This window comes from Segatella baroniae B14, assembly GCF_022024235.1.
GTDB classification, from domain to species: domain Bacteria; phylum Bacteroidota; class Bacteroidia; order Bacteroidales; family Bacteroidaceae; genus Prevotella; species Prevotella bryantii.
Genome location: NZ_CP091799.1, coordinates 1,060,740 through 1,087,075, shown reverse-complemented (window position 1 = coordinate 1,087,075; position 26,336 = coordinate 1,060,740). Strand labels below are relative to the sequence as shown.

24 protein-coding genes and 2 pseudogenes are annotated in these 26,336 nt (G+C 37.9%); 8 read left to right on the top strand and 18 right to left on the bottom strand.

Annotation, left to right across the window (positions count from 1 at the left end; all coding sequences use genetic code 11):
- Window positions 1-116: 116 nt before the first annotated feature.
- From L6469_RS04630 to L6469_RS04610, 5 genes and pseudogenes are all read right to left on the bottom strand, one after another.
- The gene (locus L6469_RS04630; RefSeq protein ID WP_006283228.1) at window positions 117-1,601 is read right to left on the bottom strand and encodes an ATP-binding cassette domain-containing protein; all 1,485 of its coding nucleotides are present in this window, start codon (window positions 1,599-1,601) and stop codon (window positions 117-119) included.
- A 169-nt stretch (window positions 1,602-1,770) separates the two neighbouring features.
- A pseudogene (ruvC, locus tag L6469_RS04625) lies at window positions 1,771-2,348 on the bottom strand (crossover junction endodeoxyribonuclease RuvC); the annotation flags it as partial.
- Between the two features lie 5 nt (window positions 2,349-2,353).
- A complete protein-coding gene (locus L6469_RS04620) occupies window positions 2,354-2,998 on the bottom strand; it encodes an MBL fold metallo-hydrolase (RefSeq protein WP_006283230.1) in 645 nt (214 codons plus the stop codon).
- A 12-nt stretch (window positions 2,999-3,010) separates the two neighbouring features.
- Window positions 3,011-3,637, bottom strand: a complete 627-nt coding sequence (gene rsmG, locus L6469_RS04615; protein WP_027452832.1) for a 16S rRNA (guanine(527)-N(7))-methyltransferase RsmG — start codon at window positions 3,635-3,637, stop codon at window positions 3,011-3,013.
- Between the two features lie 33 nt (window positions 3,638-3,670).
- Entirely contained in the window at window positions 3,671-4,489 is an 819-nt protein-coding gene (locus L6469_RS04610) for an RsiV family protein (protein WP_074803110.1), read from the bottom strand.
- Between the two features lie 90 nt (window positions 4,490-4,579).
- Here L6469_RS04610 and L6469_RS04605 point away from each other — a divergent pair, with 90 nt between their 5' ends.
- The 3 genes from L6469_RS04605 (at window position 4,580) to L6469_RS04595 (ending at window position 7,292) form a co-directional block, all read left to right on the top strand.
- A complete protein-coding gene (locus L6469_RS04605; protein WP_006281115.1) occupies window positions 4,580-5,233 on the top strand; it encodes an HAD family hydrolase in 654 nt (217 codons plus the stop codon).
- Between the two features lie 64 nt (window positions 5,234-5,297).
- Window positions 5,298-6,116 carry a 3-methyl-2-oxobutanoate hydroxymethyltransferase gene (gene panB / locus L6469_RS04600; protein ID WP_006281114.1) on the top strand — a complete coding sequence of 273 codons (819 nt, stop codon included), beginning with the start codon at window positions 5,298-5,300 and terminating at the stop codon, window positions 6,114-6,116.
- A gap of 3 nt (window positions 6,117-6,119) precedes the next feature.
- Window positions 6,120-7,292 (top strand): MFS transporter, encoded by a 1,173-nt coding sequence (locus L6469_RS04595; RefSeq protein WP_006281112.1) that lies wholly within the window; start codon window positions 6,120-6,122, stop codon window positions 7,290-7,292.
- Window positions 7,293-7,335: 43 nt separating this feature from the next.
- On the opposite strand, the gene L6469_RS04590 is transcribed toward L6469_RS04595, so the two are convergent.
- The 4 genes from L6469_RS04590 to uxuA all read right to left on the bottom strand — a co-directional run bounded on the left by L6469_RS04590 (window position 7,336) and on the right by uxuA (window position 11,980).
- The gene (locus L6469_RS04590; protein ID WP_223918741.1) at window positions 7,336-7,914 is read right to left on the bottom strand and encodes a YhcH/YjgK/YiaL family protein; all 579 of its coding nucleotides are present in this window, start codon (window positions 7,912-7,914) and stop codon (window positions 7,336-7,338) included.
- 241 nt (window positions 7,915-8,155) lie between these two features.
- Window positions 8,156-9,637 carry a tagaturonate reductase gene (locus tag L6469_RS04585; RefSeq protein ID WP_006281110.1) on the bottom strand — a complete coding sequence of 494 codons (1,482 nt, stop codon included), beginning with the start codon at window positions 9,635-9,637 and terminating at the stop codon, window positions 8,156-8,158.
- Between the two features lie 215 nt (window positions 9,638-9,852).
- Entirely contained in the window at window positions 9,853-10,665 is an 813-nt protein-coding gene (locus tag L6469_RS04580; protein ID WP_006281109.1) for an SDR family oxidoreductase, read from the bottom strand.
- A 49-nt stretch (window positions 10,666-10,714) separates the two neighbouring features.
- Complete coding sequence (gene uxuA, locus L6469_RS04575; protein WP_027452825.1) at window positions 10,715-11,980, bottom strand: mannonate dehydratase; 1,266 nt, start codon at window positions 11,978-11,980, stop codon at window positions 10,715-10,717.
- A gap of 186 nt (window positions 11,981-12,166) precedes the next feature.
- Here uxuA and L6469_RS04570 point away from each other — a divergent pair, with 186 nt between their 5' ends.
- Complete coding sequence (locus L6469_RS04570) at window positions 12,167-12,643, top strand: hypothetical protein (RefSeq protein WP_006281106.1); 477 nt, start codon at window positions 12,167-12,169, stop codon at window positions 12,641-12,643.
- A gap of 124 nt (window positions 12,644-12,767) precedes the next feature.
- Here the strand turns inward: L6469_RS04570 and L6469_RS04565 are convergent, their stop codons facing one another.
- From L6469_RS04565 to L6469_RS04530, 8 genes and pseudogenes are all read right to left on the bottom strand, one after another.
- Complete coding sequence (locus tag L6469_RS04565) at window positions 12,768-13,274, bottom strand: NUDIX hydrolase (protein ID WP_006281105.1); 507 nt, start codon at window positions 13,272-13,274, stop codon at window positions 12,768-12,770.
- Between the two features lie 34 nt (window positions 13,275-13,308).
- Window positions 13,309-14,154, bottom strand: coding sequence for a 4-(cytidine 5'-diphospho)-2-C-methyl-D-erythritol kinase (ispE, locus tag L6469_RS04560; RefSeq protein WP_006281104.1), 846 nt, complete (start codon window positions 14,152-14,154; stop codon window positions 13,309-13,311).
- 213 nt (window positions 14,155-14,367) lie between these two features.
- Window positions 14,368-15,543 (bottom strand): FprA family A-type flavoprotein, encoded by a 1,176-nt coding sequence (locus L6469_RS04555; protein WP_006281103.1) that lies wholly within the window; start codon window positions 15,541-15,543, stop codon window positions 14,368-14,370.
- 137 nt (window positions 15,544-15,680) lie between these two features.
- Window positions 15,681-16,373 carry a DUF554 domain-containing protein gene (locus L6469_RS04550; RefSeq protein ID WP_006281102.1) on the bottom strand — a complete coding sequence of 231 codons (693 nt, stop codon included), beginning with the start codon at window positions 16,371-16,373 and terminating at the stop codon, window positions 15,681-15,683.
- 127 nt (window positions 16,374-16,500) lie between these two features.
- On the bottom strand, window positions 16,501-17,964 hold the full coding sequence (locus tag L6469_RS04545; protein ID WP_039869209.1) for a DUF3843 family protein: 1,464 nt from the start codon (window positions 17,962-17,964) through the stop codon (window positions 16,501-16,503).
- A gap of 232 nt (window positions 17,965-18,196) precedes the next feature.
- Window positions 18,197-20,219 (bottom strand): annotated as a pseudogene (htpG, locus tag L6469_RS04540) (molecular chaperone HtpG).
- A gap of 267 nt (window positions 20,220-20,486) precedes the next feature.
- A complete protein-coding gene (locus tag L6469_RS04535) occupies window positions 20,487-20,864 on the bottom strand; it encodes a hypothetical protein (protein WP_006281099.1) in 378 nt (125 codons plus the stop codon).
- An 87-nt stretch (window positions 20,865-20,951) separates the two neighbouring features.
- The gene (locus L6469_RS04530) at window positions 20,952-22,409 is read right to left on the bottom strand and encodes an aminoacyl-histidine dipeptidase (protein ID WP_006281097.1); all 1,458 of its coding nucleotides are present in this window, start codon (window positions 22,407-22,409) and stop codon (window positions 20,952-20,954) included.
- 89 nt (window positions 22,410-22,498) lie between these two features.
- Here L6469_RS04530 and L6469_RS04525 point away from each other — a divergent pair, with 89 nt between their 5' ends.
- The 4 genes from L6469_RS04525 (at window position 22,499) to L6469_RS04510 (ending at window position 24,819) form a co-directional block, all read left to right on the top strand.
- The gene (locus L6469_RS04525) at window positions 22,499-22,717 is read left to right on the top strand and encodes a hypothetical protein (protein WP_027452820.1); all 219 of its coding nucleotides are present in this window, start codon (window positions 22,499-22,501) and stop codon (window positions 22,715-22,717) included.
- An 18-nt stretch (window positions 22,718-22,735) separates the two neighbouring features.
- On the top strand, window positions 22,736-23,326 hold the full coding sequence (locus L6469_RS04520) for an OmpH family outer membrane protein (RefSeq protein WP_006281096.1): 591 nt from the start codon (window positions 22,736-22,738) through the stop codon (window positions 23,324-23,326).
- Between the two features lie 82 nt (window positions 23,327-23,408).
- Window positions 23,409-24,065, top strand: a complete 657-nt coding sequence (gene nth, locus L6469_RS04515) for an endonuclease III (protein ID WP_039869204.1) — start codon at window positions 23,409-23,411, stop codon at window positions 24,063-24,065.
- A 40-nt stretch (window positions 24,066-24,105) separates the two neighbouring features.
- Window positions 24,106-24,819 (top strand): DUF2461 domain-containing protein, encoded by a 714-nt coding sequence (locus tag L6469_RS04510; RefSeq protein WP_006281094.1) that lies wholly within the window; start codon window positions 24,106-24,108, stop codon window positions 24,817-24,819.
- 119 nt (window positions 24,820-24,938) lie between these two features.
- Here the strand turns inward: L6469_RS04510 and L6469_RS04505 are convergent, their stop codons facing one another.
- On the bottom strand, window positions 24,939-25,994 hold the full coding sequence (locus tag L6469_RS04505; RefSeq protein ID WP_143067162.1) for a glycoside hydrolase family 43 protein: 1,056 nt from the start codon (window positions 25,992-25,994) through the stop codon (window positions 24,939-24,941).
- Window positions 25,995-26,336: the final 342 nt, after the last annotated feature.

Here is a 26,336-nt window from a genome sequence, read left to right as displayed (position 1 = left end):
GGCGGTAATGCCTTTGCATTTATCGACTTAATGTTATCGAATAAAAAAATGGAGAGTCTGGGAAAGTGATTTTCCAGACTCTTACTTTTTAGTATCTGTTGTTGCAGATGTGTCTATTAAATATGTCTTTTCAAGAATATGCTATGATCGATGCAGTTAGGTAATTCTTCTTTATAATGAGTTACCATAATCATGGTTTTATTTTTGCGTTTACAAAATGTTTCAATAACATCCTTTACCAGACGTCGGTTTATATTGTCAAGTCCATGTAGAGGTTCATCAAGAATTAATAATTCTGGGTCTTTGACGAATGCACGAGCTAATAGAACTAGTCTTTGTTCTCCACTTGATAGTTTTAAGAAAGATGTGTCTTCTAGTCCTTCCAATCCAAAAACATTTAGCCAAAATTTACATATTTCATACTGATTTTCTCGCGGCTTTACGTATAGTCCTACAGAATCCATAAGTCCACTAGCAACAATTCTAATGGCGGGCATATCACGTTGATATGCCCGATGAAGCTCTGGACTCACATAGCCAATATGTTTCTTGATATCCCAAATGGTTTCACCACTTCCTCTTGGGTTTCCGAACAATGCGATGTCGCAAGCATAACTCTGTGGATTGTCTGCACATACTAATGATAGTAGTGTTGATTTTCCAGCACCGTTTTGTCCACTAAGTGCCCAGTTCTCACCATTCTTTACAGTCCAATCAAGATCTTTTAAAATGGTTCGTTTTCCATAGCGAATACAAACCTTGTTCATTTTCACCACTTCTTCACTATGATATTCTTTTTCCTTATATGGTAGTTGAAGTATTGCTTGGATTTTCTCTTGAGATAAGACTTGTGTAGGGAAAGGAGGCCTGCTGTCCATGTATTCTTCACGAGTCTTCTTGGGTAAAACAATTTTATCTTTTACTTCTATGATATGGGTGATGAATTCTGGTATATCATCGCTTTTGCTAAGCACTAATATAATTTGTATTTTTTTATGAGAAGTAATTGTCTTTAGCAGTTCTTTTAACTGTTCACGAGTATCCGAATCAAGGCCAATAAAAGGGTTGTCAAGAATTAGTACGCGAGGTTCTGCAAAAAGAGTAGTAGCTAGTTTGAATTTACGTAATTCTCCAGATGACAATAAAATAATATATTTATCAAGTAAGTGCTCCATATGGAAAAGTTCGTAAATATCCCGCTGTAGTTTTCTTCTTTCTGGTGTGTCTTCGCCAGCTTGGAGAAAAGCCTTTTCCAGTTCCTTTCCTACTATAGGTGTACTTTCATCGATTTCCATCTGATTCCAACGTTGCTGAAGATAGTAACTACGGTCATTGTCACAACCGTAGCTATCTTTAAAAGCCACATATTTGATATTTTCGCTTATAAGCTTTTTCTTGCTAGGTGAGAAATCGTATATTGGTTCTTGTTTCAGTAAAGGGTGAACCCCCGTAATGATACTAACAAGCATCGTTTTTCCACTACCATTTTTTCCAACAATGGCTATTTGCTCACCGTCAAGTGTTTCAATGTTTACAGGGGTATCGAGGCGCCAAGCGGGCATTCGGGTTACTCCGTTTTCAATCTTAATAATCTTTTGCATCTCTTTTAATTTTCTTATATCTCTCTTATTACTTATAATACAACTCTTTTTACTTGATGCTGGAACGTCTATTTAGTGCTAGAAGTGTCATCTGCTTATTGTTCGTATTTGTGGACTTTCTTGGTATGTTAAGTGAAGTCGATTTAGGTGTGTCGCTTATTTTCGTTTTTTTGATGCGTGAACTGTTTTTTAATGCAAAATCTTTCCAACTTCCATAGTGTTTTGCATTACTTTCAGGAGTACTCGACTGTAAAAAGTGGCAATAAGCAGCACCTAAAGCATCTGTAGCATCCATAAATTTAGGCATGTCATCTTGACTGATATGGAGTAGGCGTTGGAGCATGGAAGCTACTTGTTCTTTTGAAGCTTGCCCCTGCCCAGTGATAGCTTGCTTAATTTTCAGAGGAGCATATTCGTGAATTGGAACGTCATGGTGTATGGCTGCTGCAATTGCAACCCTTGAGCTCTTCCTAATTTCAGCATAGACTGAATATTTTTCTCAAAGAAGGGAGCTTCAATAGCCATTTCGTCAGGGAGATACTCATCTATAATGCCTGTTACTCGGTCAAAAATTTTACCTAGCCGTAAGTACGGGTCACTTTCTCTACGCATGTCAATGACTCCCATTACCATCATAGAGGCATGATTGCCAACTACTTTGATAAGGCCATAACCCATTACGTTGGTACCTGGATCGATACCTAAAATAATTTTTTCTGTATTTGTTTTTTTTCGATTTACTACCATATTGTTTATCTGTCCATATATGGATTGCCGCCAACCTCATTACCGATAGTCGTCTCTGTACCATGGCCAGGCAGAATTCTAGTATTATCTGGCAGTTGAGCTAATAGTCTCAAACTGTTGATCATAGCAAACATACTTCCACCTTTAAAATCAGTTCTACCAATGCTATGATTAAATAGCGTGTCGCCAGTAAAAGCTATATGTTCTTCGTCATCGATAAAAGTGACGCTACCACGGCTATGGCCAGGAGTTGCAATAATTCTTAGGTGATGAGTACCAAAGTTGATGGTTTCATTTTCTTCAAAAAAATGGTCAACAGGTGGAAATTGATTATTCAACTCTATGCCAAACATCTCTATACCTTGTTTCTTTAAGTCAACAATGTATTCCTCATCGCCTGCAGAACATTCTGGTTTCAGGCCATATTGTTCGAAAATGGTATCATTCCCCATATTGTGGTCTAAGTGTCCATGGGTACAAATGAGATGTTTGGGTATAAGTTGATTATTATTGATATAATCAACAATAGCCTGTCGTTCTTCCGGATAATATGCACCACAGTCAACGATGATGCATTCCTTAGTTTCATCACTTGCTACATAGCAATTTTCATTAAGCATATTGCAAGCAAATCTTTGTATTTTTAGCATAGCTTTTCTTTTTTAGGCAGGAACGTAAATAAGTTTTTTGTCTTCCTTAAACCATTCTTCTTCGAACAGACTGTCTAAAGATGTAACGTCTGCAGACTTACAGTATGGTTTTAGTTCTTCTGTAAGATCGCCACCTTTTAATACAATGACACCATTAGGTAGAGCATTATGCTGTTCTTTGGCAAAATTCTTTTTAATAATCTTCATCAAGTCGGGTAGAGGCATAACAGCTCTACTTACAACAAAGTCATATTTTCCTTTTTCCTCTTCTCCTCTCAGGTGTACAGCATCTACATTTTTAAGCCCTATTGCATTTGCAACTTCTGTTGCTACTCGAATTTTCTTTCCTGTACCATCTATAAGACGGAATTTTACTTCAGGGAAGAGTATTGCTAAAGGAATACCCGGAAATCCACCTCCTGTACCAAAGTCTAGTACTTTCGTGCCAGATTTGAAATTAATGTATTTGGCTATTGCTAAACTATGTAGCACATGATGCTCATAAAGGTTGTCGATATCTTTACGTGATATCACATTGATTTTACTATTCCAGTCACGATAAAGTTCATCCAACTGTTCCAACTGACTCTTCTGAGTGTCAGTTAGTTTTGGAAAATATTTTGTTATAATTTCTATCATTGTTCTATATGTATTTGTTATTTTATTCTTGTTCTATTTTCTTGTTATGCTTTTAAGATCATCCTGATCTATTTTTATCCGAATTTGTCCCATTTCTTGTGGAGCTATTTCACCTGTCTGATATATAAATTCGATTTGTTTTTCGCCTATAATATAATTATCTGGTGCATATACATCTCCATTTGCAAATATCATTTTTTGATGAAGTTCATTAATATCTTTTACTTTAATATATTTGCATAAGGACTTGGTAATCAAATCTTTTAATCTGTTGTTATAGCCGGGCACAAAGAGGTCGGATAGATGATACATATTACCATTACGGCTATCAAAGTTTCTTATAAGAGTTAGGTGTGTAACTTCATTACTTCCCAGTTGAACTTCAATGTCGGCTATATAGTTTAGTACATATTTGGCTTTACTTTGTACCTGTGTTATGATATGATATTTTGCCTGATACATATTCGCATGTTTCATATCATGTCTATACATTGTAGAGAAATTTGAGCGATAATCTTGAAGGTATCTGTCTACAAATATTCTCAATTTTTGTATAGGGGTTAGTCGGTGAGATGTTTCTCTCAAATAATCGGGAGATAGAATACCACATCGCATCAGTTTGTTATTAATTTTGTCAGCATACCCCCCCTTTGCCATCAACATGTCTATATGGATATTGCAACAGGGTGTTTGTTTCTGTTGTTCTGGTAACAGGGCTAAAGTAGTATCTACGATAACATTTTCAAAAGAGATGTCGGTAGCATCGTAAATATTTCTTTTGCTCTTACATGCTCCTAAAATAAGCCATGCAATAGTCCAAATTAACCAAGATGTGCAAATCTTCCGCTTCATTTATACCAAATTTAGTGCAAAGATACAACTTTTTTCAGTAACTTTGCAATCGATTTATAAATAATAAGGTAAAAGTAAACTTAGGATAAGATGAATAAATATCAAGCCGCATTATTTGATTTGGATGGGGTAGTATTTGACACAGAACCTCAATATACTATATTTTGGCGTAGTATGTGTGAAAAATATCGTCCGGATATACCTGAATTGTGGAATAAATTTAAGGGACAAACTCTTGTTCAAATTTTTGATCAGTACTTTGGGGGCATGTCTCAAATTCAGGCTGAGATTGTAGAAGCACTTAATGCGTATGAGAAAGGTATGAAGTACCAATATGTAACCGGCTTCGAAGAGTTTATAACTGATTTAAGAGCAAATGGTCTGAAAACAGCTGTTGTAACAAGTAGCAATCAAGAGAAAATGAGAAATGTATATCGTTCTCATCCTGAATTTCAACAACTGTTTGATCGTATTCTTACCAGTGAAGATTTTTCTGCGAGTAAACCAGATCCTGATTGTTATTTAAAAGGTGCGGCTGTATTTGGCCTTCGTCCTGATCAGTGTATTGGTTTCGAAGATAGCTTCAATGGACTAAAAGCTGTACGTGCTGCACATATGCCAGTTATAGGTTTGGCAACCACTAATTCCCAAGAGGCAATTCAGTCATACTGTGATGCTGTCTTAGATGATTACCAAGGTATTAACTTGCAAAAAATAATTGCAAGCATTACTCCAATTCAATAATTTAGCGTACCTTTGCACGAGGTTTCGTAAAAATGGAACAAGTAAAATTTTATAAACATTTAAAATGGGATATTTAACAACTGATAAAAAGAAAATCACCGCAAAGACTTTCTTGGAGATGAAAGAGGCCGGTGAGAAAATTACGATGTTAACCGCCTATGACTATACTACGGCTGGAATCATTGATGCTGCTGGTATAGACAGTATTTTAATTGGAGATTCAGCCTCTAACGTGATGGCTGGTAATGCGGATACGATTCCTATAACCGTAGATCAGATGATATATCATGCACGCTCGGTAGCTCGCGCTTGTAACCATTGTTTAGTATTATGCGATATGCCTTTCGGCAGTTATCAGATAAGTCGTGAAGATGGTGTACGCAATGCTATTCGCATGATGAAAGAAAGTGGAGTAGATGCTCTTAAAATGGAAGGTGGTATAGAAATAGCTGATACAGTTAAAGCTATTGTTGATGCTGGAATTCCTGTGATGGGTCATCTAGGATTAACTCCACAGAGTATACATAAATTTGGTGGTTATGGCCTTCGTGCTAAGGAAGAAGCTGAGGCTGCTAAATTGTTGGCAGATGCTAAAGCTCTAGACGAGGCTGGTGTTTTTGGCATCACTCTTGAAAAAGTTCCTGCGAAATTGGCTGCAGAGGTAACTCGTAGTGTTAAGGCTGCAACAATTGGTATAGGTGCAGGAAATGGCACGGATGGTCAGGTACTTGTGTATGCCGATGCACTTGGAATGACTCAAGGCTTCAAACCAAAATTCCTTCGTCATTTTGCAAATGTAAATCAGGAAATGACAAAAGGTGTACAAGATTATATTAAGTGTGTTAAGGATGTTTCCTTCCCTAACGAGAACGAAAGTTATTAATATATGGATACACAGAATACGCCGATTCATATTAACCTTTGGCACAACGATTTCTGGAAGCTTACTCTAGCAAATCTTTTACTTTCTGTAAGTGTTTATATGCTTATGGTAGGTATTCCTTTTAACATGATTGCCAATGATTATTCTCGTTGGCAGGTCGGTATGGTCATGGGTGTTTTTGGAATCGGCATATTCCTTTTCGGTGGGTTCATGTCTCGATGGGTTCAGGTGCATCGCCGAAATAGAGTTTGTCAGCTGGCCATTTTAGGAGTTATTATATCTATTGCAGGGTTGTATTACCAAGACACGACACCAGCTAATCGATTGGATTATTATATATATTTGGGATTGCGTCTATTTATGGGCGCTTGTTATGGACTTGCCACAATGGTTATGACTAGTACACTGATTATAGATATTTGTGAGTCTTTTCAGCGTACAGAGGCTAATCATGCTACGGCTTGGTTCTCTCGTATGGCAATGTCTATCGGTCCTGTAGTTGGGTTTGCGATACTTCATAAGTTAGATTATAATACTCTGCTTGTTGTGGCTATTGGATGTGCAGTAGCTTCTTTGTTTCTTATGAGTCTGGTTAAGTTCCCATTCAAAGCACCAGGTGAGAATCTGAGTATATTCTCTTTGGACCGTTTCTTTCTGCCTAATGCAATACCTTTGTTTTTAGTTACTATGCTGGTTACTGCAACAATGGGGCTCATGTTTTCTACAATAACGACTACTTCTTTTTATGGTATGCTTATGGTAGGATTTCTTTTGGCTTTATTGGCAGAGCGATTTGTTTTTGTTAATGCAGAGCTTAAAAGTGAAGCTATTAGTGGATTGATAGCCATTTCATCAGCGTTTTTATTGCTCTTATTTCATCCGGATTCTATGGCATATCGCATAGCTCCTGTTTTGACGGGCTTTGGCCTTGGTATTATTGGTTCTCGCTTTTTGTTGTTCTTTATAAAATTAAGCAAACATTGTCAAAGGGGAAGTAGTCAAAGTATGTTTTTTCTAGCTTGGGAGTTTGGAATTGCTTTAGGTCTTTTTGGAGGATATTCCATATTGTCTTCAACGAGACTCATTTTGTCAGTGGGTGTAAGTTTTGCTGTAATAACACTGATAATATATAATTTCATATTGCATCCTTGGTATATGAAAAATAAAAATCGCTAATGTTTTTCCCATTAGCGATTTTTATTTTTTTTCTTTGAAGAACCTATTCTTTGTAATCCACTTTAATAACGATTACACGAATGTTTTGATCTTGCGTGTCATTCATGACTTTGGCAATGTGCCAGTCTCCTGGGAAGAATATGAAAAATTTGTCAGGGGTACTGTCAAAGAATAATGCTTTTTCCTTATCGTATTTATAGTGTATTACATCTTTTTTCTCATCGTATGGCTTGATGGGTGAACTTGATTGGTGTTCGATGATACCAAATCGTTCAGTTCCTTTGACAGCAAACTGGAAATCGATACGTTTACGATGACTTTCACTCTGTCTTTTTTCTAGTGCTCCATTCTCACTGTCTTCCACACTTGCAACAAGTGATGTTCCCTCGATAGGATGTTTTCCTTTACTGATAGCATAAAGGTTTGTATTTTTTAGCCAATTGAAGAGAGCTTTCCATTGATCCGGATTCTTCTTATATTGCTGATAAAATTCTACAGCATTTACGCTCATGTGTGGATCGGCTCTGAAATAGCCATTGCGCCAAGCACCTGATTTCATCCATGTTTCGGCTTCTTTTAGGAGTTTAGCATTATGTTGAGCTGTATATATACCATTTTGCATTTTTTTGATCATGCAGCAAGGTTTTGTTTCATCCTTACCTGTATGATTGTTCATTTTACAATTTTGTGCATGAATGCTCATACAAATGCCGAGAAAGAGTGTGAACAAAAAATTCTTTTTCATATGTATTTTATAAAAGGTGATACATCTAAAGATAATTGTAATAGTGTAAAAAAAGGAGCGAACATTTATAGATGTCCGCTCCTGTATATAAGTATATGAAATTAGTCGAAATATTCGATTAGAGGATAGTCTTAACAGCCTCAAGCATACCCTTTTCCTGAATCAAGTCAAGGTCTTTCTTTACGAGTTCTGTCAAGCCAGGAACGGTCTTATTCAAATCTTCCTTCCAAACATAGTCGAATGCAAGAACACCCTCAGCTACCTTCTGTGTATCGCCTGTAGCCCAAAGTTCAGTTAACTTATCCATAATCTTTTGATCATCGTTAGGTACGATAGGAGCACCATCAGCACGCTTGCCACCCTTATAGTAGGTGATGATAGCAGCGAGACCGAATACCAAGCCCTGTGGAAGCTCACCCTTACGTTCCAAGTAAATCTTAACACCTGGAAGGTCACGAGTTTCAAACTTAGGGAAAGAGTTAAGCATGATAGAAGTTACCTGGTGATCAACGAATGGGTTTTCGAAACGCTCCAATACATCAGAAGCGAACTTCTGAAGTTCTTCCATTGGAAGGTCAAGAGTTTGCATCAATTCGTCAAACTGTACCTTGTGAATGTACTTACCAAGTACTTCGTGCTCGCAAGCGTCGCGTACGATATCTACACCGCTCAAGTATGATACAGGAGAAAGAACAGTGTGAGGACCATTCAACAAAGTAACCTTACGCTCATGGTATGGTTTCTCGTTATCTGTGATGAGAACGTGCAAGCCAGCTTTGTCAGCAGGGAATTCTTCCTTCAACTGCTCTACTGTCATATTCTCAGCCTTCTCGATTACCCAAAGGTGGAAGCTTTCAGCCTTAACAACCAAGTTATCTTTGTAACCGATCTTTTCCTGGATTTCTTTGATGGTATCACGTGGGAAACCTGGAACGATACGGTCTACCAATGTTGCGCAAACGTAGCAGTAGTTAGTAAACCATGCTTTGAAGCCTTCGTAATCTGCACCCATATCGCCCTTCCAAAGCTCGATATACTTGTTAATGCAATCCTTCAAGTGGTGACCATTCAAGAAAATCAACTCACATGGCATGATAATCATACCCTTAGTTGCATCGCCATTGAATGTCTTATAACGGTGGAAAAGAAGCTGAACCAATTTACCTGGGTAGCTAGAAGCTGGAGCGTCAGTGAATTTACAAGAATCATCGAAAGCAATACCTGCTTCAGTTGTGTTACTGATGATGAAACGCATCTCTGGCTGCTCAGCAAGTGCCAAGAAAGCCTGATTCTGTGTATATGGATTAAGACAGCGGCTGATAACATCAATACGAGTCAGAGTGTTAACTGGTTGACCGTTCTCTTTACCCTGAAGGTTTACGTGATACAAACCATCCTGGCCGTTAACCCAATCTACCATACCTCTTTCGATAGGCTGTACGACTACTACTGAAGAGTTAAAATTAGTTTTTTGGTTCATGTTGTAGATAATCCAATCTACAAATGCACGCAAGAAATTACCTTCACCAAACTGGATAATTCTCTCAGGCATTACGCTCTTAGGAGCAGTACGCTTGTTCAAAGATTTTAATTCTGACATAGTTTGTTTTTTATCAATTATATGATTTAGATTTCTGTCTACAAAGATATATATAATCCACGAATTAAAACAAAAAAAAGACGTAAAACTATCCGTAAACCTTTGCGTAAACTCTATGGAAGTGATATAAAAATCCCTGATGAATTATTCAAATTCATCAGGGATAATTTGGAAAAGGCCGGTCTAGGTCTTTTTATATCTTGTTTGTATTAGAATTACATAGCAAAACTATTGAATCCGCCATCAACAACAGCTACTGTACCTGTTACGAATGCTGCTGCATCGCTCATCAAATACTGAATTGTTCCACAGAGTTCTTCTGGCTTACCCATACGACCAAATGGAGTCTGACGAATTACATCTTGGCCACGCTGTGTGTAGGTTCCGTCTGGATTAGTAAGAAGAGCACGGTTTTGTTCTGTTATGAAGAAACCTGGAGCGATGGCATTAACGCGAATCTTTTCGCCAAATTTTTGTGCACACTCATGTGCCATATAGGCTGTAAAGTTGCTGATACCAGCTTTTGCAGCGGCATAGCCACAAACGCGAGTCATAGGGCGGAATGCTGCCATGCTAGAGAAGTTGATAATGCTTCCTTTTCCTTGCTTAACCATAGGTTTTAGGAATACCTGAGTTGGGATAACTGTACCGGTAAGGTTAAGGTTGAGTACTTGCTGAAATTGGTCTGTGTCAAGGTCAAAGAAGGTTTGGTCAGGACTGATAACAGCTCCAGCCATATTGCCACCTGCTGCGTTAAGTAGAGTGTCAACCTTACCAAAGTCGTTTATGATATCTTCGCAGTTCTTTTCCACTGTAGCCAGGTTCATGACATCTGTCTTATAAAATTTGGCTACGCCGCCATTTTTCAGAATATCATTTACGATTTCATTACCCACTTCTTCTTTGCGTCCAAGAATGGCAATTTTAGCACCCTGTTCAGCCAAGTATTTAGCAATAGTACGGCCTAAAACGCCAGTACCACCGGTGATGACTACTACATAATCTTTAATGTCAAATAAGTTTTTCATTTTGTTATTTTCTTATGATTGTTTTTTTATTCGCGTTTTGAATAAGGTATCAGTCGAAGAAGCCTGGCTGCTGGTATTTTATTCCTAGTTCGCGGTCAACTGTGGCTATGATACCTTGTACTTGCCCCATGGCAAACATACGGCCCAAGAAAGAGTAGCCTGCATTGTAGCCTTTGGTCTCATCGCCCAACATAGTCATACCATGGTCAACACGCATTGGTAAACGAGCAATGTTTGGGTTATCTTTGCGTTTTTGTTCTTCTTGTTCAAAAATACGAGTTAGCTCAATAATATCAGCTCTACCGCCTAAGTGACTTGCTTCTGTAAAATCACCGTTTTCAAAAACATGGCAACTGCGAAGATGTACAAACCAACTTCTGTCAGCATATTTTTTTGCTAATTCTACTACGTTGTTGTGTGCACCTGCTGAAAGACTTCCTGCACAGAATGTCAAGCCATTGTGTTTGTTTGGTACAGCGTCGAGGAACCACTTAATGTCTTCGTCACAGGTTACGATGCGTGGCAAACCTAAAATTTGGAATGGAGGATCATCAGGATGAACGCACATGTATATATCACACTCTTCGCAAACAGGCATGATGGCATTTAAGAAATACTTCATGTTTTCACGCAATTGTGCCTGATCTATACCATGATAGAGTGCTAATAGCTCACGGAATAATTCTACAGGGTGTTCATCGCCTTCTTTGAAATTTCCGCTTACGAATCCCTGAGTCTTTATTACAATATTTTCTACAAGAGCATGGTCTTTTTCTGGGTTCATGGTCGCTTTTAGTTCTTCGACTTCAGCAAGTATATCACGACCATTAGGTTTTCCATCAGGGCCAATTACCTTAAAGTTTGCCCAGTCTTCCTTTGCTCCTTCACGTTTTAAGATATAGATATCAAAGTAAGCAAACTGAGGAATGCTGAAAAAAAGATTGCTTGAGCCATTAGGGTTCTCGTGGAGTAGGTCTGTACGAGCCCAGTCTAGTACTGGCATAAAGTTGTAACAAATAGTATGAATACCTTCTGCTGCAAGATTTCGCATACTTTCTTTATATACCTCAATCTGTTGGTCTCGGTCTTTACCTGCATATTTGATAGTTTCAGTTACAGGTAACGATTCAACCACACTCCATCTCATGCCGTAAGACTCAATATATGACTTTAGATCGTGAATTTTTTCACGAGTCCAAACCTCACCAAGAGGTACATCGTGTAAGGCAGTGACAATACCTTCTACACCAATTTCTTTGAGCATGGCAAGAGTAATTTTATCATTCTTGCCAAACCATCTCCAAGTTCTTTCCATAATTTGTTTTTAGACTGTTTTATTATTTTTTGCAAAGGTACATATTTTTAGTGTACTTTCACCCTATAAAATGTAACATATTCTTTTGATTTTGTTCAAAAATCCTTTTTAAATGAAAAAAAATATGTATCTTTGCCTATAGGATGAATAATATATATATATCAACTTTTTATCGACCACATAAAAATGGAAATTATAAAAATTTGCAAAAATGACTGTCAGAAATTATTAAAGGCCGCCAGAATGGGTAATTTTGATGGGGTAACTCTTTCTCGTACTGAAATGTTTGTAGGAGCTGTTTGTATGCTTATTTTTGCTTTTGCTTATTTGGCAATTACGCAGTTACTGATAGCATATTTTAGAGAGGCTGTTACACTTTGGCTATTTTTAGCTGTTATTTTGGTAGTTTTATCTATAATAGGCTTTTTTAGTTTGTTTGCTATGCGTCTGAGTACGTTAGGCTATAAGAGTCGAAGTATTTTTTGGCTGTTGGCATTCAATGCCTTTTTGATTTATTATGGTTGTATAGAAGACAGATTAATACCTCATATCTTATTTGCTATAGGTATTTTCAGTTTTGTTACTTCTCTATTGTATCTCTTTGCTGTATGTATGCTTAGTTGGCCTAATCTAATGAATAAGGGGATGAGGCATATTGATTAATATCATTTTGCGATAGATATTTATTCGTTATATTCCCTCTTATCATTTTATTTATATATGTGATAAGAGGGAATTTTGTTTTGCTTATACATCAATAGGAATTATCAACTTTCTTGGCTGATCTTTATTTCTCGGTGAAAAATTTTTTGTATTCACTTTCAAAGTTAGGGGTGAAAACATTTTTACCGATATTTTCAAGTATTTCCTGTTTGCTCCAGAAACGTCCACCATCCAGTTCAGAAGAACTTGGATTTATCATACCATCGTATATGCATTTGTGTACATATACTAATTCTTTTTCTTGTGAACTCTCAAATACATAGTGACCCAAGTCTTGTGGTTCAAAATCTGTGATCCCCAATTCTTCCTTCACTTCACGATGTAAAGCCTGTTCTACATTTTCTCCGAGATCGATATGGCCACCGCAAGCTGTATCCCATTTTCCTGGTTGAATGTCTTTCCATTCTGGACGTTTTTGCAAGAACAATTCACCGTTCTTATTAAAAAGGTGTAAATGAACCACGGGGTGTAGTATTTTACTGCCATCATGAGCCTTACCTCGAGATATGGCACCTAATATATTTCCTTGTTCGTCAACTTCCGGAAAGAGTTCTTCGTTATTATCTCTCATTTATATTTTTTTATCAGTAGATTATTTGTAAGTATTAAAGTTGTAGTAGTTGGTGATATACAGCTCCAAATTCGCGTTTAATATTTTTTTCGCCTGGATTTTCTTTGAAGATACCAAATATTGTACTACCGCTGCCACTCATCTGTGCATAGATAGCCCCCATTTCGTATAGTTTCTCCTTGATGGCTTTAAGTTCAGGATACTGTAAGAAAGCGGATTTTTCAAAATCATTACTTAGTTCAGCTTTCCAAGTTTCGATAGGCTGTTTGACTATCTCTTTACAGCATTTAGCTGGAATATGGGGCGTAATGGCGCGATAAGCATCACGAGTGCTCACATTAACATCAGGCTTTACCAGTACCAAATAGTACCCATTCAAATTATCCTGAGGTCGACCTACGGGTTCAAGTATTTCCCCCTTTCCTGTAGCATAAGCTGTTTCTGCTGTTATAAAGAAAGCACAATCAGCTCCTAGTTGTGCAGCATATCGTTCCATTTCGCTGTTGCCGATATTTAGACGAAATCGTTCATCGAGTAGTCTGATCATGTAAGCACAATCGCTGCTGCCACCTCCTAAACCAGCCTGTGATGGTATATTCTTATAAAGGTGGGCATGTACACGAGGCATTTGGAAATCTTGAGCTAGAAGGTTGTAGGCTTTTACCACCAGATTGTCTTCTTCATTACATGCTATAGCATTTCCTGTAATTTTCAGATCACAGTCTAGTTGTGATGGGAATTTTTCATCCATTGTTTTTATTTCGAGTGCGTCGTATACAGGGATAGGGTAGAAAACGGTTTGCAGGTCGTGGTAACCATCAGCGCGCTCACTAACTATATTTAGTCCAAGATTAATCTTGGCGCAAGGAAATTTGATCATTTTCTTTCAGTTTTAAGTTCTTGTACAAAGGTACTAAATGCTTTCGATATATAAACAATAAATTCTTGTTTTTTTATTTTATAGTGTATTAAGGTAAGTTTCTTATATTTTTGTAAACTAGAGTGTTACCAGTTATAACCTAAAGTTTTAAATGAATAATCCCCGAGTCGTATTCATTTCACTCGGGGATTATTTTTTATTATTTTATATTTTTTATTCTGCTAAGATAGCATCTGCTAGTTTCTCCATATTTTCTATATCAGTCTGATGCATACGGCTCTTGATTGTAACCACTGGTTCTAGAAGTGTGATATTCTTCATAGGAGCAATGAGTGCTTTCATAGCCTTGCCGGCGCTAGGTGCCCATGTTCCGTTTTCGAGAAGAGCAATGCGTCGATTTTGATAAGCCTTCATTGCCAGTTTATGTAAGAAGAAATGCATAGGAGGAAATACGTCAGCATCGTACGATGATGCACAACAAAGTAATGTGCCATAGCGGAAAGCATCCTCGATAGCCTCAGCCATATCTTCGCGGGCAAGGTCAGCGATAGAAACTTTTGGGCATCCTTTTTCTAATAGGATATCGCGCATTTTTTCTGCAGCTTTCTTGGTTCCTCCATGGATTGATGCGTAAGCGATGAAAACGCCTGGTGTTTCAACTTCGTAATGTGCCCAAATATGGTATAAGCGTAATGCTTCTTTCATTTTTTCTCCTTCAAGAACAGGACCATGGAGTGGTGCTATGGCTTTCACACCAGGCAGATTTGCAACTTTATCGAGTACTTTACTGACTTGTACACCATATTTTCCACAAATATTAAAATAATAGCGACGTGCTTCACATGCCCAATCGTCAGCATCGGCATCATATACTCCGAATTTACCAAAACCATCAGCCGAGAAGAGTATTTGTTCCTCTTGAACATAAGTCATAATGACTTCAGGCCAGTGAATGAAAGGAGCTGCGATAAACTGTAAAGTATGGTTGCCCAAAGATAGTGTATCATTTTCTTTAACAATGATAGTGCGGTTCGTAAAATCTATATCCTCATTATATTGTCCAAGAAATTTTGATGCAGCTAATGAGCACACTATTTTGATCTCTGGGTATTTTTCGATTAAAGCCTTAATACCAGCAGAGTGGTCAGGCTCCATGTGGTGTACGATAAGATACTCTGGTTTTTGTCCATCAAGAGCAGATTCTACTTTCTGAAGCCACTCTTCCTCACATCTGTGATCAATTGTGTCTAGGATGGTTGGGTGCTTATCTATTATAACGTATGAGTTATAGCACATGCCTTCAGGTAAAGAATATTGGCTCTCGAAGAGATCGAGTTCTGGGTCATCACACCCTACGTATTTAATATTTTCAGTGATTTTTGTTATCATTTTATGATGTTGTTTGATACTTTTATATACTATATTATATGTTTGCAAAGATAATTATTTTTGTGGATATCACAAGAGTTAGCCACATGTTTTATTTTCTATTTTCTTTTTTCATTGATGTGTCTTCTGTTTGGTTTTTAAAACTTTAGCACGAGTTTGATAAGAAACCATATAATCGGTACGAGCAGGGCTGGAAGCAGATTCAGTGTCTTGCAGTCTTTTAGATGCAGAAGTGATAAACCGCTTCCTGTAATGAGAAGACCTCCTATGATGAGTAGCTCTGCCATTAAGGCTTCACTAATAGCTTGGCTTGAAATCATGGCGATTAAGTAAAACATACCTTGCCAGCAGAATAGTACTGGAGCTGCCAGTATCATGCCAAAACCGTAGGTTGAAGCAAAAACGGTAGATGAAACCAAATCTAATGTTGAATTGGTAAAAAGAAAGGTATTGTCGCCCTTTAAGGCGCTGATAATCGGGCCAAGCATGGAGAGTGGTCCGATGCAATATAGCAGAATGGCTAATGATAATCCTTCTCCTAAATTCTTGTCATCTTTTTGGGAGTGTTTATTTACGGCTCGTTTAAATCGTCCGTCTATGTCAAAATGTGTGCCGAATAGACCACCAACAGCGAGCGATACGATAAAAAGAACGGGATATTGACTTTTGGGGAAATTGGTTATTGTGGCATTGAGTCCAATAGCCAAACTTGCCAATCCTAAACCGTCATAAAGCACGGTTTTGTACTTATCTTTGATACCACGGTGGAGTAGAGATCCGATGATGCTACCTGCGATAATGCATACTGTGTTGGTAATTGTTCCTATCATATCGTTTCGTGTCTCGTTTATTTGTTTTTTATAAAAATATCTGTAAGATGTACCTTGTTATTAATGATGAAGGTATAATCTTACAGATATATTTTTTATATGATGAAGAGTTATGTCTTCCTTTTATTTAATAAGCATTACCTCGAAGAGCCCTCATGACAAAGTCAAAATTCTCCTGTAACAGTTGGGTATGGTCTATACCGTCGGCTTGATTCGTGCCAAAAGTGGCATCTGGTAACATGTTATGTTTCACCAGATATTTAACCATCGTGTCTGGCATATTAAAAGTATCAACCAATGCATTTGCTTTAGCATATTCCTCGTCATACATTGTATTACGATTATCCTTAATGCTTTTTGCTACACCAAGAGCGATACCTTGAGGCTCTTTTTCATCACCAACAAATACAGTGATGTTTTCCTTGGTCTTCATTTGTGGTGCATTAAACATATCGTTAGCCATCTTCTCATCTAAGCCCAATTCCTTGATAGTGAATTCTTTGTGGGCATCTTTATTCTCAAAATAAAATAAACCAGTATCCTCGGAAATTTCTTTTAAGTGTTTATAGTTTGGCACACGATCGTTTTTCTTTTTCTCTTCCACCTTCTTCATTTCCTCAAAAGCCTCATCGCCAGTTTCTGAGGTCGTAAAGAATCCGTTCAAGAACCAGTCGCCCTTATAGTTGACCAAAGAACAAAGTGCATAACCTTTCAGCTTATCTGGATCAGGATCGTTCAGATTGTGACGAGTTACGATAAGCTTCTCACCAGTAGCAGCTTCTAATTCTACATCTTTGTCAGTAACATTGAGAATCTTATAATAGGTGAGAGGGCGATATTCCTGTTCTTCGATATCTTTAGCTTCCTGTTCTTTGCCGTTTGCACGTAATACTAAGCCCAAAAATTCTTGAGGTGATAAAGCCAATGGTGAAACTTTATTTTCATAAGTTAGTGCGCACTCTGCAACATATACAGACATCGGTCCAAGTTGTTGCTTGAAAGCGTTAACACATTGCCCCATAGCAGCTTCGTTCTCTGCAGTATGTGTAAGATAACTATTAAAGAAGAGCCATTTTAGCATATCGCGCTGCATGAAGAAATCGTTAGCATACTCTGCGTTAGCAATGAGATTCTTTAAATCCTCATTGACAGGTACTTTTTCGAACTCTTCGTTGAGAATGTCCCAAGCTGCTTGAGCAAGCCCCACAATATTCAAGTCCATTGGATAAGGTATTGCGTTAGGTCGCATATTATGGACGGTAAGCCAGATAATAAGCATACAGTCTTGTATATGTGGCTCATCCTGGTAATATTTATCTTCTTCATAATGATAGAATGGGACAAACTTGCCATAATTTTCCTTGTGCCAATTGGTAAAACTTCGCCACAATCCAAAGTCTGATACTACATCTTCGAAATATTGTGTGATATTGATAGCACATTCTTTTAGTTCAAGAGGAGAAAACTCACGTAAACGTAGTTTCTCATATCTGTGTAAAATCTTATTTCCCACTGTCGCATAATACGAATCCGAAGAGCATTTCATGCCTCTAGGGTGTCCGGCAGCGATTTCATTGTATGTGATTATCATAGTGTGTAATTTTTTAACGTGACACAAAAGTAGTAAATAAATTTGAAACGACCTAAATTCTTATCGTAAAAAATATGTGAAATGATTAAATATAGATTACGTTTGATGTGTAATGGTAGTGTAAATAAAAAAGCTGACCTCCATATTGGGGCCAGCCTCATTTTTACTTATATGATTTTGCTCTCTAATTAACTAAAAGGTTTAGATTTTATATTAGAATAATACAATACTATTACTTAATTAAATCTACAGAACGTTTCAAGAAGGCATCGAGAGATGCGCCTTTAAGCATACCATTTTGCAACAGCGCCAGGTCAATAAGCTGATGTACGATATTATTGTCCTTGGCATAAGAAGCGATGATATCCTTACGTTTAGCACGCTCGTCGCTAATAGCTTTCTCTGTATTCTTTACATCTTCTTTCTCAGAATCAGTGATCTCTTCTGGCTTTTTGCCATTCTGAGCCTGGTGCAATGCTGCAAGACGAGCTTCCTGTCCCTTAATCTCACTTAAGATAGGTTTCAGTGCTTCAGCAGTATTGGTATTCGTATCTGAAAGTACCTTCTTAATAAGTGAGTGATCAGCATTCAGTACCAAAGTGTAAGAATCAGGCATCTGACCATAGAAGTTCATTCCTGGTTGGAACTGACTCATAGCCTTCATACGGCGCATGTATTCACTCTCGGTAATGAGCACTGGCTGAGCATCCTCACCTAAAGCCTGAACCTCAACATTAAACATAGTTTGGTCTATCTGAGGCATTTGTGTACTGAAGACATCTGATAGATTATCGCTCTCATCTTTGCTCAAATCTACTTTCTTTACTTCATCTTTTACAATAAGACGATCAATGATGTCTGCGTCTACACGAGTGAAATGGCTCTTCTCAAACTTCTGTTCGAGCATATTGATCATAGGGGTATCAAGCTGTCCGTCAAGTAGTAATACGCTGTATCCCTTCTTCTTTGCAGCTTCAATATAGCTATACTGCTCATCCTTATTATTTGCATAAAGATATACCAGGTCGCCATTTTTATCCGTCTGGTTGTCCTTGATAAGAGTCTTATATTCCTCAAAGGTAAAGTATTTACCTTCTACATCTTTCAGAAGAGCAAAGTCTTTAGCGCGATTGTAGAAATCCTCTTGTGAGAGCATACCATAATTGATGAAAATCTTCAGGTTATCCCATTTTTCTTCGTAATCCTTACGATCGTTTTTGAAGATTTCATTCAGACGGTCGGCTACCTTCTTGGTGATATAAGTACTGATCTTCTTTACGTTACCATCGCTCTGTAGGTAACTACGGCTTACATTCAAAGGAATGTCTGGGCTGTCGATTACACCATGAAGAAGAGTAAGGAATTCTGGTACGATACCTTCTACCTGTCTTGTTGCGTTGCATATCGATACCATTTTTGATGGTAGGGAAGTAGAGAATACCCGTCAGTTCAAATGGATAGTCTACGTTCAGATGAATCCAGAAAAGAGGTTCATCCTGCATAGGGAAGAGATCACGATAGAACTTCTTGTAGTCTTCATCTTTCAGAGTAGATGGAGCCTTTGTCCAGAGAGGTTCGATATTATTGATGATGTTATCTTCTTCAGTTTCTACCTGCTTACCATCTTTCCATTCTGTCTTTTTGCCCAAAGCTACAGGTACTGCCATAAATTTACAGTACTTGTTAAGCAACTGCTCAATTTTATTTTTGTCAAGATATTCTTTGCAGTCGTCGCTGACGTGAAGTACGATTTCGCTACCACGATCCGTTTTGTCAGCATCGCTGATTTCGAATTCAGGATTACCATCGCAAGTCCATTTTACAGCCTTGCTGCCTTCCTTATAACTCTTGGTAATGATGTCTACGCGAGAGCTTACCATGAATGAGCTATAGAAACCTAGACCAAAGTGGCCGATGATAGCATTGGCATTATCTTTATATTTATCGAGGAAATCTGTAACACCAGAGAAAGCAATCTGATTAATGTATTTGTCGATTTCTTCTTCTGTCATACCGATACCACGGTCTTTGATTGTGATAGTACCTGCTTTCTCGTCTACCTCAACGTGTACAGTAAGGTCACCTAACTCACCTTTGAAGTCACCTGTTTGAGCCAGTGTCTTCAACTTCTGTGTTGCATCGACAGCATTACTTACCATCTCACGAAGGAAAATCTCGTGATCGGAATAAAGAAATTTTTTAATGACAGGGAAGATATTCTCTGTTGTTACACCAATATTACCTTTTTGTGCCATATTATTTTTGACTATTTAGTATTCTTAATTATCTATTTCTTTTCGCTCAGATATGATATTCATGTCTGATTCACGCCCTTTGTATTGCAAATAGCGTGCCATAACGGGATAATGAAGAATAATACTGCCAAAAATAAAGCGTAAGACTGACATGATACTGACAAAACACTGACAGAAATGTCAAAAAGTATACAGCAGGTTTGTTTGCTCGAATAAGCGAAAAACCTACTGATTTTGTATTTTAAAGTTGTTGTTGGGGAGTGGGTATTAGTTTTGTTTTACAGCGAGTAGATGTTCTAATGTTTTATCAAAATAGAAGGTATTTTGATAATGTATCGTATCGCCCTTTTCTGTTGTGTAGTCGTATTTGGCCCTTATATATAATAAGGTAGAAGTAGCTTTGGCATTGGTATCATATTTGATTTCTTTTTTAAAAAGATCTATTGGCGTTTTTCGTAATACCTGAATGAGCGAATCTGATACATATCTAGTAGAGTCGATATTGGTAAATCGTAAATTACGATAGTCATCAGTCGTCATATTTTCGCTCATGAAATCTTTAGCCATAGATTTAGCCTTATAGCTATCGCCACAAGAGGATAGGGTGAGGAGCGTTGTCACGGCAAATAAAAGAACTTTTCTCATGATGTATTATTCGTATTTATTTATGTTATTATATAAATATATCCTCCTTGTAAAGGATGCAAACAAGGAGGATATCAAGTGTGTATATTACGCTGGAATATTTTTCAATACATCAAGCAGATGATCCCATACCATTTGTACAGTTGGAATGAGCAATTTTTCGTCTGGTGTATGAACAAATCGAAGGGTAGGACCGAAACTTACCATATCCATGCCAGGATATTTTTCAGAGAAGAGACCGCATTCCAAACCTGCGTGTATACCTACAACCTTAGGTTCCTTACCGAAACGCTTTTTATAGCATTCTACAGTAATCTTAGTCAGTTTGCTGTCTGCATTCATCTTCCATGCAGGATATCCATCGCTTTGTTTAACCTCAGCACCAGCTAATTCGAAACAAGCTTTCACACTGTTGCTCATATTTTTGAGGTTACTCATTACATTACTGCGTTGAGAGCTTACGATTTCTATTTTATTTTCTTCGCTTTGTACACTGGCAATGTTACTAGATGTTTCTACCATCCAAGCCAACGCTTCGTCCTGACACATAGCGAGAACGCCATTGTCTACAGCTTGTAGAGCGCGTACAAAGTTAACAGACACCTGCTCAGGAATAACCTGCTGTACATCAGTAGAGCCCATATACCACTCCATATTTCCGTCGGTTACGTGGAACTCATCTTCTACCTCAGTGCAGAATACATTCCAGTCTGCACGTACAGTTTCTTTTTCAGTAGCAGGTACAGCAAAGATAATTTTACCATCACGTGGAATAGCGTTGTGCATTTTTCCACTATTAAACTGAGCTAAGCGTACAGGCATCTTGTCGTGTTCCAAATAGAGGAATCGAGTCAAAATCTTGATAGCGTTAGCACGTTTTTTATTGATATCATCACCAGAGTGACCACCAATAAGTCCCTTGATGCTTGCTTCCATAAAGAAGTAATCTGCAGGAGCATCTTCACGGGTAAAGTTAAATGTAGCAGCAGTATTGATACCACCGGCACAAGAAACGAAGATAATACCCTCGTCTTCACTATCAAGATTGATAAGATATTTGCCCGACATAAAACCAGGTTTCATGCCGAAAGCACCTGTAAGACCAGTTTCCTCGTCACGTGTGAAGACACATTCGATAGGACCATGTTCGATGTCTTCGCTGTCGAGAATAGCGAGCTCGATGGCACAGCCGATACCATCGTCAGCACCAAGAGTAGTACCCTTAGCGGTAAGCCACTCGCCATCTTCAATATAAGTTTGAATAGGGTCTGTATGAAAGTTGAAATCTACATCAACAAGTTTGTCGCAAACCATATCCATGTGGCTCTGTAAGATCGTAACAGGTTTGTTTTCATATCCAGGAGTAGCAGCTTTTTTGATGAGTACATTACCCGTCTCGTCTACTTTATATTCAAGATGATGTTCTTTAGCAAAAGTTTCAAGATACGCAATCATTTTCTCCTCATGCTTAGAAGGACGAGGAATCTCGTTAATTTTAGCAAACTGCTCGAAAACACGAGCAGGTTTTAATTCATTTTTATTCATTTAATTATGTTATTTTATTTTGTACTTTTATCCAAAAATTGTATCTTTGTCACGAAATTGCCACTAATGGTAATGCAAAAGTAATAAAAATGATAAAAACTCTGCTCATAAGCGTGTTAATAATTGCTATATGTATGGCATTATTATGCATTAAGTTGTTTTTTAACAAGAAAGTTAAATCACAACATATCCATGATAGTGAATATTTACGCAGTCAAGGTATTCATTGTGTCATGGATCAGGATCGCGAAGCCCGTAGAAGTGGAAAACCGTTCTCGTATGTAGCAGCGCCTAAAAGTAAAGATTAAGAAAAACAACATATTAAAATGAAGAAAAACCTTTTTAAGAATGTCGCATTTGCAGCAATTGCTGGACTTGCACTTACTGCTTGTAATAAGCAGCAGCCACAGGTTGAGGATAAGACCCAAGCTCCTGCAGCTGCATCACAATTGAAAATCGCGTATGTAGAGGTAGACTCTATCATGACTCAGTATACTTTTGCTAAGGAATATTCAAGTCTTCTAGAGAAGAAGAGTGTTAATATTCAGAAGACGATTGCTCAGAAGGGTCAGGCTCTTCAGGCTGCAGCAGCTAACTTCCAGCAGAAGATTCAGCAGAATGCTTATACTCGTGAACAGGCTGAGGCTATTCAGGCTGGTTTACAGAAGCAGCAGGCTGATCTCCAGGGTTTACAGCAGCGTTTGGGTAATGAATTCCAGGCTGAAACTGAAAAGTATAATAAGGCTCTTCACGATTCTATCGCAAATTATCTTAAGGTATATAATAAGGATAAGAAATATAGTCTTATCTTCAGTAAGCAAGGTGATAATTTGCTTTATGCAGACAAGGCTTATGATGTAACCGCAGAGGTTGTTGCAGGCCTTAATAAAGCCTACAAGGGTAGCGCTAAGAAGTAAAATTGTACTTTCATATATTTTAATATGATATGAATGAGGGATACCACTATATTTAGGGTATCCCTTTTCTTATATAAAGAATATGACCAGACAGGAAAGATATACGTTTTTGCTTGATTATTTTGAGCAGCGACAGCCTGAGGTTACTACCGAACTGAATTTCGGTAGTGCTTTTCAGCTTATTGTGGCTACCTTGTTAAGTGCACAGTGTACTGATGAGCGTATTAATAAGGTAACGCCGGCCTTATTTGCTAAATATCCTGATGCGCATGCTATGGCTCAAGCTACCGAGGAGGATCTGCTGGAATATATCCGTTCGGTAAGTTATCCTAATAGCAAAGCGAAACATTTAGTTGCTATGGCTAAAATGATTGAAAATGATTTTCGTGGAGAGATTCCCGACAATACAGCCGATCTTGTCAAGTTGCCAGGAGTAGGGCGCAAAACAGCTAATGTGCTACAGGCTGTATGGTTTAATAAACCGACGCTGGCTGTTGATACACATGTATATCGTGTCAGTCATCGTTTGGGATTGGTGCCTAAAACTGCTAATACTCCTCTTAAGGTAGAGGAATACCTCATGAAGCATATTCCTGAGGAAAAGATTACTCGTGCACATCATTGGCTTCTTCTTCATGGTCGATATGTCTGCAATAGTGCCCGTCCGAAATGCGAGAAGTGCGATTTCGAGAGTTTTTGTCCCAAGCTACTCGAGGGTAGTAAAGTGGCTAAGGGATAGTTTGTGAGTCAATGATGTAACTTGAATGAATAAGGTAATCATGGATACAAAAAGAATATATAAGTTTTTGAGTAATATAGCCACTCATAATAATCGAGAGTGGATGCAAGAGCATAAGGCTGAGTTTCAGTATTGTAAGGAGGAATTTGAAAAAGGTGTAGCGGAGTTAATTGGCAAAATATCAGAGTTTGATCCAGAGATTGCACATCTTACGCCTAAAGATTGTATTTACCGTTTTAATCGTGACATCCGTTTTAGTCAGGATAAGAGTCCGTATAAGCGTCATTTTGGTGCTTATATCTGTGCTCATGGTAAGAAGTCTTTGCGTGGAGGGTATTATATCCATCTGCAGCCTGGCCGTAGCTTTGTTAGTATTGGGTGCTATTGGTTACCTACCAACATTCTTACCAGTTGTCGTAATGAGATTATGGGTAATATTGACGAATGGCTAAAAGCTGTCAATAATGGAGAGTTTATCCATACGTTTGGTTATCCGGGCGAGGGAGTATTTGTTGATGATGGTGAACTTTCAGATAAGGGATTTGGGCTTCATCTCCTCAAAACAGCGCCTCGTGATTTTCCAAAGGATTATGAGTATCTTGATTATTTGAGAATGAAAGACTATGCGGTATGGCATCGTGTAGAAGATAGTTTTTTCAGTAAGGACAATTGGATACAAGAAGCTATCAAGATTTTCAAGGTTGGGAAGCCAATGATGGATTTTACAAATTCTGTTATTGATGATTATGAATAACAGAGTATATTTGAATTCTGAATTAAGTATCAAAAAAATGGGGATATTTCCTAAAGAGATATCCCCATTTTTGTATGCTTACAGTTCTTATAAATTAGTATGGTTCTGTAAGAACAATGCTATTTTTTCCAATATTTTTCGAGTTTTTTAGCCTCTTTTTTGGTGATATGGCATACAGCTCCATGCTTCTGCTCCGAGAAGTTGGTGCGTTTCATTATTCCTTTATCGAAAAGTCCTAAGTCTTTGAAATCTTTAAAGTTAGAAGTCTCTGCGAAACCAAAGTTGTGAGGATTCCTTCGATAGCAGTCATACATCAGCAACCATTTGTTTTGACCGATAAGTTTGTAGATATGAGGTGCCTCGCATCCCCCTTTTTCAAAGTCACAGTAGTCATCGATGTATGTCCATGGACCTGTAATGTGCTTACTTGTAGCCTGCTTGATACCAGCAGTTCCATCGTGCGAACAGTACATCAGGTGATAGGTACTGTCTTCTGGTGTGTATGAAATATCACCATCGATAGCCTCTTTATCTGCTTTAGGGTAGGTGAAAAGTATCTCGGGTTTAGTTTCTATTTGGTTGAAGTCTTCGTTGACATAACTGTAGTAGAGTTTACACATCTTTGTTCCATGGCGCATGGTATAGTAAATCATGAGTCGATTGTGCTCATAGTCCCAAGTTGTCTCTGGTGCCCATACACAGCCCAAATCTTCGTATTCTTTACCGAACTTTGTAAAGTCGATGTTTGCTCTTGTCCAGTGTATTAAATCTGCACTTCGCATCAATACAAGTCCCTTATTGTTTCCCCAACCATATTCTTTTCCTGGGCGTTCCCATTCCGTATCGCGATAGCCCATTTTTTGTGCGTAGATATGTAGGTCGGTCATGGCAAGATAAAAGTAGCCGTTAGGTGCGCGGAAAATATGTGGGTCACGAATTCCTTTCTGTACGGCGATACTGTCTCCGGCGATAACTGGCTTATCATCGTTAAGTGCGGTGTAGGTATAACCATCAAAACTAATGGCCATGTGCAGGCCATGGTCGGCATCTTTGTGGTATACCATAAGATATGCTCCCATATCTTTTTCTTGGTATTGTTTAGCCTGAACGTTTGTTGACTGCAACCCCAAAGATAATATTAAAGCGGTTAGTAGAAGAGATCTAAATTGTTTCATAATTTGTTATATAACTGTTATTTGATTATTATTGGTTATCTGCGAGCAAATTTACAAAAAAAATATTAAATGTGATATTTACACTTCAAAATATGCTATAGAAATTTTATAATGAGAGTAGGTTGTCGGGGTTGAATTTTGTTGACAAGAACCCTCCTGAGATTTGCGTATTTGAAATTGCCAGAAAGAATGCTTCAAATACGCGAATTTTGAAGGATTTTTGTATCTAATTGAATATCAGTGTGTTATGCGTTTTGTGTTTCGATGGCTAAAAAAATGGGCGCCAAAACCATAGCTCCTAGGGGTCGAAAGCTTAGGGTTGACGCGATAAGATCATAGAGT